This is a genomic window from Amycolatopsis sp. MtRt-6, assembly GCF_017308975.1.
GTDB lineage: Bacteria > Actinomycetota > Actinomycetes > Mycobacteriales > Pseudonocardiaceae > Amycolatopsis.
In genome coordinates, this window is sequence record NZ_JADWPD010000021.1 from 32763 (window position 1) to 46332 (window position 13570).

A 13570-nucleotide genomic window follows, 5' to 3' on the forward strand; every position below is an offset into this window, starting at 1 on the left:
TTATCGCGAGTTCGCGGAGGCCGACGACACCGCATTGCGGAACTCCGCGGCAATGCGTTCCACATCAGCGTCGGTCAGCGCCTGGTGCAGGGGCAGGCAGAGCGTCCGGTCGACAGCGCGCTCGGCGCGGGGCAGGCTCGCCGCCGATCCGTAAGCCCGGACACGGTGCAGTGCCGGGTAGCGGAAGGTGGTGTAGATGCCGCGGTCGAGGAGCGTTTTCGCCACCCGGTCGCGCACCTCGGTCTCCATCTGGACCCAATACAAGTAATAGGACGACCTGTGGTCGGCGGGGAGCGGCGGGGGAGTGTAAACACCGGTCACGTCGACGAGTTCGCGGTCGTAGAATTCGGCGACCGCCCTGCGGCGCTTGACGAATGCCTCCACCTTGGGGAGCTGCACCAGCCCCATCGCCGCCTGCATGTCATTCATGACCGAGCGGCCGGAGAACGACGAGACTTCGAACTCCCACCAGCGCGAGTCGACCAGGGGGGCTTGCGACAGCCCGCTGAACTGTTCCAGCCCCAGGTACGCCAGCTTCCTGGCGCGCTCGACCATCTCGGGGTCGCGGGCCCACAGCATGCCACCGTCGCCGGTGACCAGGATCTTCATGCTGTCGAAGCTCCACAGCCCGATATCGCCCACGGTTCCACACGCCTGTTCGCCTGCGCGCGACGCGACCGAGCAGGCCGAATCCTCGATGAGCAGGATGCCGCGCTCCCGGCACAGACGGGCGATCTCGACGACATCGCCCGGGTAGCCTCCGTAATGGAGAAGGAACACTGCCCGGGTCCGCGGGGTCAGTGCTGCCTCGACGTCGTCCACGGTCGGGTTCAGAGTCCGCTCGTCGACATCGCAGAAGACAGGACGCGCACCCGTCGCGGCCACTGCATTGCCCGCGGCGACGTAGCTGACGGTCGGCAGCACTGCCTCACAGTCCGGGCCGAGGTCGGCGAGCTTCGCAGCGATGAACAGGCCTGCCGTGCACGAACTGATCGAGGCCACCTGTTCGGCGTCGACATCGAGGTGCCCAGCGAACGCCTGCTCGAAAGCATCCGCCCGAGGACCCTTGCCCAACCAGGACGAGTCGAAGACCTCTGCGAGCGCGGCAAGTTCGTCCTCGCCCACTGTCGGCTGGAAGATTCTGATCACCAAGGCCTCCTGCTACTCCGACGTCTCCAGCCGGTGGCTGGTCCTTTTCGTCTGTGCATAATGAGTATGCAGATCACCGTTGCCCGTGACCAGGCTGCCGTGCACTCGCCGACTATGAGAATCTCACGAATTCGGTGGGATAAGTCCAGGTTCGGTCCGTGGATTTCTCCGTTTCGCCGTCCGATGGACCGTGATACTATTTTCAATAACTATTTGTTTGAGGGAACCGCCTTTCGATGTGGCGCGATGCGAATCGACCAACGTCAGACTTGACGCCTCGCACAAACAAGGTGAGCTATCGGAGGAGTAACTCGTGGCCGAAGTAACCCCAAGCGAGCACGGGAAACGAGCGGTATTCGGGCTCGTCATCCTGGCGCTGCCGACGCTGATGATGGCCATGGATCTCAGCATTCTGTACGTGGCGGTGCCGGCTCTGTCGGTAGATCTCGGTGCAAACTCGACGGAGCAGTTGTGGGCTCTGGACCTCTACGGGTTCGTGGTCGCCGCACTCCTGATCACCATGGGGAATCTCGGTGATCGCATCGGACGTCGGCGCCTGCTTCTGATCGGGGCGGGCGCGTTCGCCGTGGTGTCGGCGGTGGCCGCGTACTCGCCGAGCATCGAGGTGCTGATCGCGGCGCGTGGTGTACTCGGCATCGCCGGAGCGACCCTCATGCCTTCGACGCTGGCGCTCCTTAACAGCCTGTTCACTGACAAGCGGCATCATGCCATGGCCATCGGCGCCTATATGAGCTGCTTCATGGGCGGTATCGCGCTCGGCCCGGTCGTCGGCGGCGTCCTGCTCGAGCACTTCTGGTGGGGCTCAACGCTCCTCCTGCCAGTACCTGTGATGGTCCTGCTGGTGGTGGCCGCTCCTTTCCTGCTGCCCGAGGCGCGGGGCGGCGAGATCCGCGGCCGCATTGACCTGCTCAGCGTCGTACTCTCGCTCGTCGCGATCCTCCCGTTCGTCTACGGCGTGAAGGAGATCGCCAAGAGCGGCCTCACGGGCGTCGCCGTCGTTGCCCTCGTCGTTGGGGTACTCGCGGGCGTGATATTCGTGCGGCGGCAGAGTCGTCTCGCCGAGCCGCTCCTCGACGTCTCGCTGTTCCGCAACCGGGTCTTCGCCTCGGCAGTGACCCTCATGTTGCTGATGGGGGTCATGTCCGGGTACGCCTTCCTCGTCGCGCTGTACCTCCAATCGGTGGCCGGTTACTCCCCGCTCGCGACGGGCTTGTGGCTGATCGCCCCCACGTTCGCGGGCATGGTCGGGTCCATGCTGGCCCCGGCGTTGACGCGCCGCATCCCGCCGGGCAAAGTGATCGTTGCGGGCATGATCATCTCGGTGCTCGGGCTCGTCGCGGTGACCCAGGTCGGCCCGGAGAGCGGCGTGGCCCTGCTCATGTCCGGGTTCGTGGTGGCGTCGCTGGGGGCCGGTCCGGCGGGCGCGTTGGGAGCCGGGCTCATCATGACTTCGGCTCCGCAGGAGAAGGCGGGCTCGGCGGCTGCTGTCTCGGAGACCAGTGGCGACTTCGGTGTCTCCCTTGGCATTGCCTTGACAGGCAGCATCGCCGCGGTCATTTACCGCAACGCCTTCAGTGGCCCTGTTCCGGGCGTCGACGCCGCATCGCCCGCACGGGAGAGCGTCGCCGGCGCGATGTCGGTGGCCCAGGGTACTCCAGGGCCGGCCGGCGAGGAGCTGGCGCGTAGGGCGGCCGAGGCATTCACCGATGGGCTCAACGTGGCCGCCGCCTTCGGGGGTGTAGTCGCGCTCGTTCTCGCAGTCGTCGCGGGCATCTCGCTGCGCCACGTCCCAGCCCACGGGGACGGCAAGGATGGGGCCGACGATGCCGGCACCGCCTCGCCCACGGATACGGATGCGTCGACCGACGACCGCGGCACTATTCGCGACCTCGTGGACGAGCAGGGCATCGACGGCGCTGAAGACACCGAGCATTCGCGGACGAGCCGATGACGTACGGAGCCGATTTCGTCGAGATCTACGAGACGGTCTACAAGTCCCGTGGCAAGGACTGGGTGCGTGAGGCCGAGGCGGTCGTCGCGCTCGTGCGCGAGCGGTATCCGCACGCCGGATCGTTGCTCGACGTGGCCTGCGGGACAGGAGCCCACCTGGAGACGTTCGCAGAGCTGGTGGGTGACGTAGAGGGGCTCGAGCTCTCGGAGCCGATGTTGCGGCGCGCATGGGAACGCTTCCCGTCCCGGGTGCACCGCGGCGACATGCGCAACTTCCGGCTGCCGCGCCGGTTCGACGCCGTCACCTGCCTGTTCCATGCCATTGGGTACGTCGAGAGCCGCGAGGAACTCCATGCGGCGATCCAGGCGATGGCCGAACACCTGGTTCCCGGCGGCGTGCTCGTCGTCGAGCCCTGGTGGTTCCCCGAGAATTTCCTCGACGGGTACCTCGCCGCCGACGCGGGGCATGTCGAGGGGAGTGCAATCGCTCGGGTATCGCACACCTCGAGTCAAGGTCGTCACTCGCGGCTCGAGACCCGGTACCTCATCGCCCGCGCCGAAGGGATCCGGGAGGTCACCCAGGTCCACGAACTCATGCTCTTCACCCGGGATGAGTACCTGCAGGCCTTCGATGAAGCCGGCTGCCCCGCAACGTACTACGCCGAAGGCATCAACGGGCGGGGCACCTTCGTCGGAGTCAAGGGTTCCAGTACCGAAACCCAGGCCTCGCGCCAAGGCGAGGGGGAGCCGTCATGAGCACCTTCGGTACAGTGCGCTCCCTGGACGGGACGCGGATCGCGTACGAGCGCTTCGGCAGTGGTCCCGCCGTGGTGCTCGTGTGTGGGGCGATGGACGACGGCACCGAGAACGCTCCGCTCGGTCTCGAACTCGCGTCGCGGTTCACCGTCTACAACTACGCGCGGCGCGGCCGGGGCGACAGCGGGGACGTCGCACCGTACGCCGTTCGCCGCGAGATCGAGGACTTGGCCGCGGTGATCGACGAAGCCGGCGGGTCGCCCCATGTCTTCGGGGCGTGCTCAGGTGGGGCGCTGGCGTTGGAGGCAGCGGCGGCTGGTGTCGCGATGAACAGGCTGGTCGTCTACGACTTGCCCTACGACATGGGTGCGGACGCGGAGGTTCAGCACGGTCAGTACATACAGCGCGTACGCGCCCTGCTCGACGAGGGCCGGCGGTCCGAGGCGTTCGAGCTCTCGATGCGCGCTTGGGGCTCGCCGGAGGAGTCGGTGCGGCGAGCAAGGAAGCATCCGAAGTGGTCACACCTGATCAGTCTGGCTCATACGCTGCCTTACGACGCCGCCTGCATGGGGACCACCAATCAGCCACCGGCCGAGCGGTTCTCACGGATCCGCGTGCCCACGCTCGTGCTCAACGGCAGCGCGTCGCAGGACCACCCGACGATGAGCGAGCTCCGACCGAACTTCTTCGGTGAGGCGGCCGACGCCGTCGTCGCCTGTGTCCCCTCGGCACAGCGCGGCGTCGTCGCCGAAGGACCGCACGTCATCGACGCCGAGAGGCTGAAGGGCCCGGTCGGCGACTTCCTGCTCGACGAGTCCCCTGCCCGCACAACCATGTGAATGGAGAAGCCATGCGTGTCATGATCACGTGCTTTCCGGCGCCCGCTCACTTCTGGCCGCTCGTACCCTACGCGTGGGCGTTGCAGAGCGCGGGTCACGACGTGCGGGTGGTGGCGCCGTCCGGGTTTCCCTCCCCCTCCGGCATCATATCCACGGACTTCGCGCAGCGCGTAACCGAGTCCGGCATCGTCGCTGTACCCTGTGGGCCGCAGACACCACTGGCGGTACACGATTGCGACGACCCGGGCTACGCCGACGTGCTCCCGAACCCGGACGAGACCGAGCGATACGTGCGGGCGTTGTCCGTGCACGAGCGCGTCGAGCGTGACATGTGGGACGTCTTCTACCACTACGCGATCCTCGCCATCCGGAACTACCAACCGCCGCGGCCGCGCGAGGACATCGACGACATCGTCGCTTTCGCGAAAAACTGGCGCCCGGATCTCGTGCTGTGGGAGCCGTGGTTCCCCTGCGGCGCGGTCGCAGCCAAGGCGAGCGGAGCGGCCCATGTCCGTACCCTCATCTCTCCCGACTACACAGCGTGGGCTCACGAGCGGTTCGTGAGCAGGGGACTGCCGAGCATGCTGGCGGAGGCGATGCAACCGCTGGCCGACCACCACGGCGTGACGGTCGACGACGAGCTGTTGATGGGGCAGGCGACGCTCGATCCGATCCCCGCGGGCATGCGGCTGCCCACCCGGACTCCCACCGTTCCCGTCCGGTACCTGCCCTACAGCGGCGGGAGCGTGTCCGAGCGCTGGTTGCGGGACGAACCAACGCGACCGCGAATGGCGATCAGTCTCGGGGTCTCCGCCCGGGCCGTCGACAAGGGCGACAGCACGGGCCGGATCCCGGCGCTGCTCGAGGCGGTGGACGGGCTGGACGTCGAGGTGATCGCAACCCTCAACAAGGACCAGCTCTCCGACCAGGTCGGGACGCTGCCGGACAACGTTCGCGCCATGGACTACGTCCCCTTGTCACAACTGCTGCCGACCTGCTCCGCGCTGGTCAACCACGGGAGCTTCGGGACCGTCATAGCTGGTCTCGCCAATGCCGTACCGCAGATAGTGTGCGACACCGACGAGCCGACGAGGTTCTTCGGCCGCGCGACCCCGGACGGCGTCGAGTGGGATCGAACGTCGCCCAAACAAGGCTACTCGACCCTCACATCGAACTACCTGGCCGACCGGGGTGCGGGGAGTCGACTCGACCACCAGAAGCAGTCAATCTCCGAGATCCGCTCGATGCTGCGTCGCGTCGTCGAGGACCCCGAAGTGCGCGACGCCGCGCTCCGACTTCGAGAGGAGGAGTGGGCGTCGACACCGACTCCCGCACAACTCGTGCCGTGGCTCGAGAAACTCGCCCAGGAACGCTGATTGTGGATCTCGACTGATGCGCCCCGGGTGCTGTGCAGGCTCTGAGATCGACGCCGGCACGGCACCCGGCCGCACCAGCGATGATGCGGCACGGATCGCCGAGTTGGAACGCGCCGAGTTGGAACGCGAGGTGCGTGAGTTGCGGCGGGTGAATGAGGTCCTGGAGACGGCCTCGGTGTTTTTCGCCGCCGCGGAGCTCGACCGCAAATCAAGTAGCGTCTGACGATTCCCACGCCTAGGCGAGCGGGTTGTCGAGGGGAAGAAGCTCGGGTCGAGTCGATCTGCGCAGTCTTGAACGAAAGTGCGGCCGACCGGCCGCACCCAGACCTCGCCGAAGTCGACCTCGGCGTCCGCGCCCGGCCGATGAGTCTGCGGGATGAACCCCTCGGCCGGCTCCCGGCCCGCCTCGCGCCGGACCTCGGCGCGGCGCCAGCCCACGTAGTCCGACACCGTCGCATACGAGATGCCTTCCATCTCGTGCTCAGCGACCAGCCGATCAAAGATTCGCCTCGCGGTAGGCCGCTGCTTGCGAGGAGCGTCCAGATCCGCACGCAACATCGCGTCAACCGCCGGCTTGAACGGATCAACTCGACCTTGCTCCGTTGCACGCTGCGCCTCCACGGTCAACAGCGACGGCATCTGGCCAGAACTCACCCTTCAAACCACGCTGGGTGTGTTGGCCTGGTCGCAATATCGAAGACGCAGCCTTCGTTGGCGGCTGGAAGACTCAGAGAGTAGGGCAGGCCGGAGCGGCATGGACTTGTGCAGACCGGCAGTCCTGCCGCGCCGGGAAATATGCCGATGGGAGCTTCGATATGGCCTCTACACTGCCAGAGACCTTTTTGGATCAGGTTCGCCGGCGGCCCGAAGCGGTTGCCGTGCGGTCAGCCGACGGGTTTCTGACCTTCGATGAACTGAACCGCCGGGCCAATCGCTTAGCTAACCTTCTGATCGAGCGTGGAGTGGAAGCAGAGCAGCCCGTAGCGGTATGTTCCGGCCGGTCGTTCGACCTGGTCGTTGCGACACTCGCGGTGATCAAGGCGGGCGCCACGTATGTGCCCCTGGCCACAACGATGCCGACGGAGCGACTGCGGTCGATCAGCGACCAGCTCAAGATGCGGACGGTAATCACCGACGGTTCGACGCCCGCGGCCACTCTGTCCAGCTTCGTCGAGGTGATCACGGTCAGTGACGCTGAACAAACGCAAGAGTCCGAACCGGTGGTTTCGGTAGCTGAGGACCAGCTTGCCTACGTTCTCTTCACTTCAGGATCGGCTGGCGCGCCCAAAGGTGTCGGAGTTTCTCACCGCAGTGTGATCGGGCTCATCGAAGACCAGACCTGGAACGATCCAGTGTTCAGTCGGATTCTCATGATTGCGCCGTATGCATTCGGAATGTCAACGTTTGAATTGTGGGCACCGTTATTGCGTGGTGGGCAAATTGTCCTGGCGCACCCGGGCGAGTTCGACATCGACGCGCTGCGCGACGATCTTAGGCGGGGCGACGCGACCGCAGTTCACTTGACATCGGGGCTCTTCAGGCTCGTTGCCGAGGAGGATCCTACCTGTCTTTCATCCGTGCGTGAAGTCATGACCGGTGGTGACGTCGTCTCGCCAGAGGCGGTGCGTCGGATCCTTTCCGCAAATCCGGATATCCGGGTTAGAGTGATGTACGGACAGACTGAGAGCACTCTGTTCGCCACCCAGTTTCCGTTGACGCAGCACGCGCAGGTCGGTGCTTTCGTCCCGCTCGGTCAGGCTCTCGATGACAAGCGACTTTACGTGCTCGATGAGAGCTTGAACCGAGTAGCCGAAGGTGGGGTCGGCGAACTGTACGTTGCGGGCGGCTGCCTGGCGCGGGGGTATGTCGGCCGCCCTGATCTCACTGCGGAGCGGTTCGTTGCGGACCCGTTCGGCGCTCCAGGCGAGCGGATGTTCCGTACCGGTGATCTGGTCCGGCAGACCGCCGGCGGCTCGCTCGAGTTCCTCGGGCGGGCTGACCAGCAGATCAAGATCCGTGGCTTCCGGGTCGAGCTGGGAGAGGTCGAGGCCGCACTTCGAACGCATCCGGCCGTGGCGGATGCGGTGGTCGTCGGCACCTCGAGCGACGAGGATCCGCAGTTGGCCGCCTACGTCGTCCCCAGTGCGGGCGGCGTCGACTTCGGCGGGCTGCGCACCCACCTGGCCAGGGCTCTGCCCGATTACATGGTGCCCGCCGCGTTCACCGCCATCGACGCGATACCGGTAACCGTCAACGGGAAGGTGGATCGAGATGCTCTGCCGGAGCCGGAGTTCGACCGGGCCAAGCAACATCGCGCGCCGCTCAGCCCACGTCAGGAAACGCTGTGCGCCATCTTCGGCAAGACCTTGAATGTCGACCAAGTCGGCCTCGACGACAGCTTCTTCGATCTGGGCGGTCAATCGCTCCAGGCGGCGCGACTCGTGTTGCGCATCGAGGCCGAGCTGGGCGTGAAGCTCAGCGTAGTGGAGATATTCGATATCCCCACCGTCGCGCTCATTGACCAGCACATCACCGCGATTCACGGCGACCAGGTCGCCAGGGCGAGCTAACAGAAAGGATTCCGGATATGTCGAATCCGTTCGACCGCGAGGACGGCCAGTTCGTCGTGCTGGTCAACGAAGCCGGTCAACACTCCCTCTGGCCCGAGTTCGTGGTGGCGCCCGCGGGCTGGCGGGTGGCCCTCGCTGCGACAGATCGCACGTCCTGTCTGCGTTACGTCGCGAAGAACTGGACCGACCTCCGCCCACGTGGTGCTGGCCGCAACCAGGGTGCGGCGTGATGGCGCTCGAGCAGAACTCTGTCTACACGGGCATGAGGGTCGACCACGTTCGGTTCTTCGTCGAGGATTCCGCGTCAGCGGCGGACCTGTGGACCCGAGGCTATGCCTTGTCGGAGTTCCAGCGGATCGAAGACGGCCGAAGCCGCACCGTCGGAGTTGGGCGCGGTGACATCCGGTTTCTGGTCACCGAGCCGCGTGTGCCTGACCATGAGGCCGCCATCTACCTCTCCCGGCACGGAGACGGAGTCGCCGACATCGGGCTCGGCGTGGCCGACGCTCGGACTGCGTTCCACGAGGCGGTAAGTCGCGGCGCTGTACCGCTACACGGGCCAACCGAAGATGACGGGGTAGTGACGGCGCGCGTCTTGGCCTTTGCGGATGTCGCCCATACCTTCGTGCAGCGCGCCGCGAGCGGACCGCTTCCCCTGGCCGGTTCGCCTTCCGCGCATGACATCGGCGCTGCTGTCGACCACTTCGCTGTCTGCCTGCCCGGCGGGCAGCTCGATTCGACCGTGGCGTTCTACGAAGAGGTACTCGACTTCCGCGTCGTGTACGAGGAGAAGATATTCGTTGGTCGACAATCTATGAATTCCAAGGTTGTGCAAAGTACCTCCGGCGCCGTCACCTTCACGCTGATCGAGCCGGACTTGGCCAAGTCGCCAGGCCAGATAGACACCTTCCTGCGTGACCACGGCGGTGCGGGGATCCAGCATGTGGCGCTCCGGGTGCCGGACATCGTGCGGGCGGTCGACCAGGTCCAGGCGGCTGGTGTTCAGTTCCTTTCAACGCCCGGACGGTACTACGACCGTTTGGATGAACGGATTGACCTGGAAAGGCATTCGGTAGAAGATCTGCGCGTACGTGGCATTCTGGCTGATGAGGACCATGACGGGCAGCTGTTCCAGATCTTCGCCAAGCCGGTCAGCCAGCGCAATACCTTCTTCGTCGAGCTGATCGAACGCCTTGGCGCGACAACCTTCGGGAGCGGAAACATCAAGGCGCTCTATGAGGCGGTCATGCAAAGCCACGATGCAATCGAGGGCGCAGCATGAGCGATGACACGTTTCCGCTTTCGCACACTCAGTCGCTGGTCGTGGTTGACCCAACAACGCGATCAGCAGCGCCGCGCCACCGGCGTTGAGGTCGACCGCCCAGGTCACCGGCCCGTCGGCGGCCAGCGCGGCCACCTCGCCGACGTGTCCTTACACAGCGATCAGTTCGCACATCCCAATTAGCGGTCGAGTCTTCGCGGGGCGCCGGGCGGCCAATCCTCCTGGGCCATCAGCGGCAGAGGCATGAAAGTCATACCCGGCACCCCTGGGCGCCGCGAACCCTACGACCGGCCCGAAACACCTGGCCAGAAGGTAAGAAACCATGACGACCATGGACACTGCGACTGGCGCCGGCGAGCGGTGGCCGCTGTCAGCGAATCAAGAGTTCCTCTGTGCCCTCGATCAGGGCGACGCCGAGGGGGCGTTTGGTCCTCGTCACCATATCGTCCACGGGTGGCGCATCCATGGACAGGTCGACGTGCAGGCGTTGCAGGGCGCGCTCGACGACATCATCGTGCGCCACGATGCGTTGCGCTCTGTGATCATCCGTGATCCGGAAGCGCGGTGCCAGGTCGTCCATCAGCCGGCTCCCGCGGAACTGACCGTTCGGGATCTTCCAGGGATCGAGCCGGAAGAGCGGGGACGCCGAATCGACGCCTTGCTTGTCGAGGAGGAGACGGCCGACTTCGACGCATCCTCGGTACCGAAACTTCGCGCGGTCCTCAACCGGTTCGACGACCACGACGCCCTGCTCGTGCTCGCCGTGCACCATACGGCCGCGGACGGGTGGTCCGTGCAGGTCATCTTTCGCGATATCGCGGCCCGATATGCGACCCGGACCGGGCACGGGGGCCATGAGCTCGCAGAGCCGCAGCAGTATCGCGACTTCACGACGTGGCAGCTTGCGAGATTGGGCGGTCCCGACGAGAATTCGTCGCGTCGTTACTGGCAGGATAAGCTGCGCGGTGGGGAAACCCTGACCATGCCTGCGGACCGGCCGCGATCGATGGGCTTGCCGCAGACAACAGCCATGTACCGGTTCGAAGTGGACGCCGAGCTGATGGCCGGCGTGTCCGCGCTGGCCAGGGAAGTGCGTGGGTCCTCCTTCATGGTGCTCCTCGCCGCTTTCACGATCGCGGTCAACCGGTTGTCCGGAGCGACGGACATCTCCACCCCGACATTGACGCCTGGCCGTGAGTATGGCCGTTTCGACGAGGCGGTCGGTCTATTCTTTAATTTCGTACCGATCCGCATGGATGTCACGGCATGCGCCAAGTATCGGGACGTGCTGCAGCTCACTCGAAACACCTGTCTGGAGGCATACGTCCACGACATTCCGGCGATCCCGGGCGAAGCGCCCGAGTTCATGCGACCGATGATGGTGGACAATGAGGTTCCGATCATCTTCCAAGTCTTTCCCTTTCCCTTCCCTCTCGACGGCACCCGAGTGGGGGACCTGGAGTACAGCGAGATTCGGCGGCGGCTCGGCTCGCAATCACGCACGTCGGATATCCCGGACGGCGTATTGTGGACACTCACCGTTGACACGACGGGCGAGCTTATCGGTAACATCGCGTACAAGGACGGGCTCGTTGACCGAACCAGTATCGCGCAGTGGGTGAGCCGATTTTGTGCTGAACTGAAGAACTTGGTGACCGGCCCCGACGACGTGGTGCTGCTTCTGTGAAGTGCGTCGCGTAATTTGGTCGAGCGGATTGGAGCAGCGGTGACGATCCCATTCGACGACAAGTGGGCGATTCATCGTCTCGGCAACATCTTGGGTCGTGGTTGATCGGTTGTCGATGCGGTTGGTGTCGGACGAGTTGTGGGTGCTGGTGGAGCCGTTGGTTCCGGAGTTCCGGGCTCGTCGGCAGGGTGGCGGGACGGCGCCGTTGCCGGCTCGTGCGGTGTTCACCGCGATCGTGTACGTGTTGACCAGTGGGTGTTCGTGGCGGGATCTGCCGCCGTCGTTCGGCGTACCGTTTCAGGCCGCGCACCGATGTTTCGGCAGGTGGACCAAGGCTGGGTTGTGGCGTCAACCGACCATGCTGAACTACGCGCCTGGGTCCGCCGGCGCGGCATCCGGGTCCGGATCGCCCGCAAGGGCATCGAGACCAGCGAGAAGCTCGGCCGCCACCGCTGGGTGATCGAGCGGACGATCTCCCGGCTCACCGGATACCGACGACTCACCATCCGCTACGAACGCAAAGCCAGCCACTTCCTGGCATTCCTCACCCTCGCCGCCGCCCTCACCTGCTACAAGAAACTCCGCAAAGCGGCCACATGAGACACGCTCTTACTGGATGTTTGGTCGCTTGTTTGGCATGATAGCGTCGTTCTTTCTTTCATATTGCGGCTTTGGCTTGCCGCTAGGGTTGTTGCCGACATTTGGATTGATTAGGCTAACGTCGTTTCCGGTCCGCGCAAAAATTACTACGCGCTGCCTAATCAAGGAGAGTCGAGTGTTTCGAAAAACCAGCGCTTTTCGGCGTGCGAGCCGAAGCGTCTACGCCGCCCTGGCCGCGGTCGTCGTCCTCCTGGCCGCGGTCGTCCTCTTGGCCGGTTCGGCCGCCAGTGCCGAGCCGCCGGTGGCCGACCGGTCGGAGTCCGGGGGTCTCCCGGGTTTCAGCCACGGAACAGTTGCCGTGGAGGGCACCACGCTGCACTACGTTCGCGGCGGGTCCGGACCGCCGTTGGTGCTGTTGCACGGCTGGCCGGAGACCTGGCGCGCGTGGGCGAAGATCATGCCGTCCCTTGCCCAGAACCACACCGTCATCGCGTTCGACCTGCCTGGTCTGGGCGACTCGACAATTCCGGCAGGCGGCTACGACAAGGTGACCACCGCCGAGCGCATTCGCGAGGGTGTCCACAAGCTGGGCTTCAGCCAGGTTTCACTTCTCGCCCACGACCTCGGTTCGCTCGTGGCCTACCCGTACGCCCGCGACTATCCGACCGAGGTCGTCCGGATGGCCGCGCTGGCGACACCTCTGTCCGGGTTCGGCCTCGAAGAACTCTACGGGGTCAGCTTCCACCTCGGCCTGAACCAGGCCGCCGCTCCGGTCCCGGAGAGGCTGATCGACAACGACGACGTGTCGACGTACCTCGGCTTCCTCTTCAGCAACACACGGTATCCCGACCGCATCGACCAGGCGGCCTACTTCCAGGCCTACGCGAGTCCGGCGCGCCGGACCGCGGGCTACGGGTACTACCGGGCGTTCGCGGGCGACGCCGCGGACAACCGTGCCAACGCACACAAGCGCCTGCGGATGCCGGTACTGGCGATGGGCGCGGAGTTCTCCTTCGGCCTGGTCGTCGCCAACTCGTTCAGGCAGGTGGGCGACGACGTTCGCGGCGTCGTCGCGCCGGACAGCGGACACTGGATCGCCGAGGAGAACACGGCGTTCCTGAGCGCCTGCGCCAAGCTGTTCTTCGGGCCGCAGGGGGTTCCCGCACCGAGTCCCGAGCTGGCGAACTGCGTGGCCTGACGGCACATTCGCGCATCACTTCGGTCCCGCGCGTTCAGATCGCGCGGGACCGAAGGCCGCCTCACGCCGCTCGCAGTCGCGGAAAGAGGCGTTCCGCGTTGTGAGTCGTCAGGGCGCGCCAGGTGGTTGCGGTAGACTGAGA

At 65.4% G+C, this 13570-nt stretch carries 11 protein-coding genes and 1 pseudogene; 11 read left to right on the top strand and 1 reads right to left on the bottom strand.

Annotation, left to right across the window (positions count from 1 at the left end; all coding sequences use genetic code 11):
- Positions 1-1149, bottom strand: coding sequence for a DegT/DnrJ/EryC1/StrS aminotransferase family protein (locus tag I4Q55_RS30505; protein WP_206792527.1), 1149 nt, complete (start codon positions 1147-1149; stop codon positions 1-3).
- Between the two features lie 313 nt (positions 1150-1462).
- Between I4Q55_RS30505 and I4Q55_RS30510 the strand changes: the two genes are divergently transcribed.
- From I4Q55_RS30510 to I4Q55_RS30560, 11 genes and pseudogenes are all read left to right on the top strand, one after another.
- The gene (locus I4Q55_RS30510; protein WP_307793352.1) at positions 1463-3121 is read left to right on the top strand and encodes an MFS transporter; all 1659 of its coding nucleotides are present in this window, start codon (positions 1463-1465) and stop codon (positions 3119-3121) included.
- Positions 3118-3876, top strand: coding sequence for a bifunctional 2-polyprenyl-6-hydroxyphenol methylase/3-demethylubiquinol 3-O-methyltransferase UbiG (locus I4Q55_RS30515; protein WP_206792529.1), 759 nt, complete (start codon positions 3118-3120; stop codon positions 3874-3876). The genes I4Q55_RS30510 and I4Q55_RS30515 overlap by 4 nt, the downstream gene beginning before the upstream one ends.
- Positions 3873-4715, top strand: coding sequence for an alpha/beta fold hydrolase (locus I4Q55_RS30520; RefSeq protein ID WP_206792531.1), 843 nt, complete (start codon positions 3873-3875; stop codon positions 4713-4715). The genes I4Q55_RS30515 and I4Q55_RS30520 overlap by 4 nt, the downstream gene beginning before the upstream one ends.
- A gap of 11 nt (positions 4716-4726) precedes the next feature.
- On the top strand, positions 4727-6091 hold the full coding sequence (locus I4Q55_RS30525) for a nucleotide disphospho-sugar-binding domain-containing protein (protein ID WP_206792533.1): 1365 nt from the start codon (positions 4727-4729) through the stop codon (positions 6089-6091).
- A gap of 16 nt (positions 6092-6107) precedes the next feature.
- The gene (locus I4Q55_RS30530; RefSeq protein WP_206792818.1) at positions 6108-6314 is read left to right on the top strand and encodes a hypothetical protein; all 207 of its coding nucleotides are present in this window, start codon (positions 6108-6110) and stop codon (positions 6312-6314) included.
- Between the two features lie 592 nt (positions 6315-6906).
- Positions 6907-8661, top strand: coding sequence for a non-ribosomal peptide synthetase (locus tag I4Q55_RS30535; protein WP_206792535.1), 1755 nt, complete (start codon positions 6907-6909; stop codon positions 8659-8661).
- Positions 8662-8678: 17 nt separating this feature from the next.
- Entirely contained in the window at positions 8679-8891 is a 213-nt protein-coding gene (locus tag I4Q55_RS30540) for an MbtH family protein (protein ID WP_206792538.1), read from the top strand.
- The gene (hppD, locus tag I4Q55_RS30545; protein WP_206792540.1) at positions 8891-9943 is read left to right on the top strand and encodes a 4-hydroxyphenylpyruvate dioxygenase; all 1053 of its coding nucleotides are present in this window, start codon (positions 8891-8893) and stop codon (positions 9941-9943) included. Before I4Q55_RS30540 ends, hppD begins: the two co-directional genes overlap by 1 nt.
- Positions 9944-10265: 322 nt before the next feature.
- A complete protein-coding gene (locus tag I4Q55_RS30550) occupies positions 10266-11630 on the top strand; it encodes a condensation domain-containing protein (protein ID WP_206792542.1) in 1365 nt (454 codons plus the stop codon).
- Between the two features lie 97 nt (positions 11631-11727).
- Positions 11728-12230: pseudogene (locus I4Q55_RS30555) on the top strand (transposase).
- A gap of 175 nt (positions 12231-12405) precedes the next feature.
- Positions 12406-13428 carry an alpha/beta hydrolase gene (locus tag I4Q55_RS30560; RefSeq protein ID WP_307793353.1) on the top strand — a complete coding sequence of 341 codons (1023 nt, stop codon included), beginning with the start codon at positions 12406-12408 and terminating at the stop codon, positions 13426-13428.
- Positions 13429-13570: the final 142 nt, after the last annotated feature.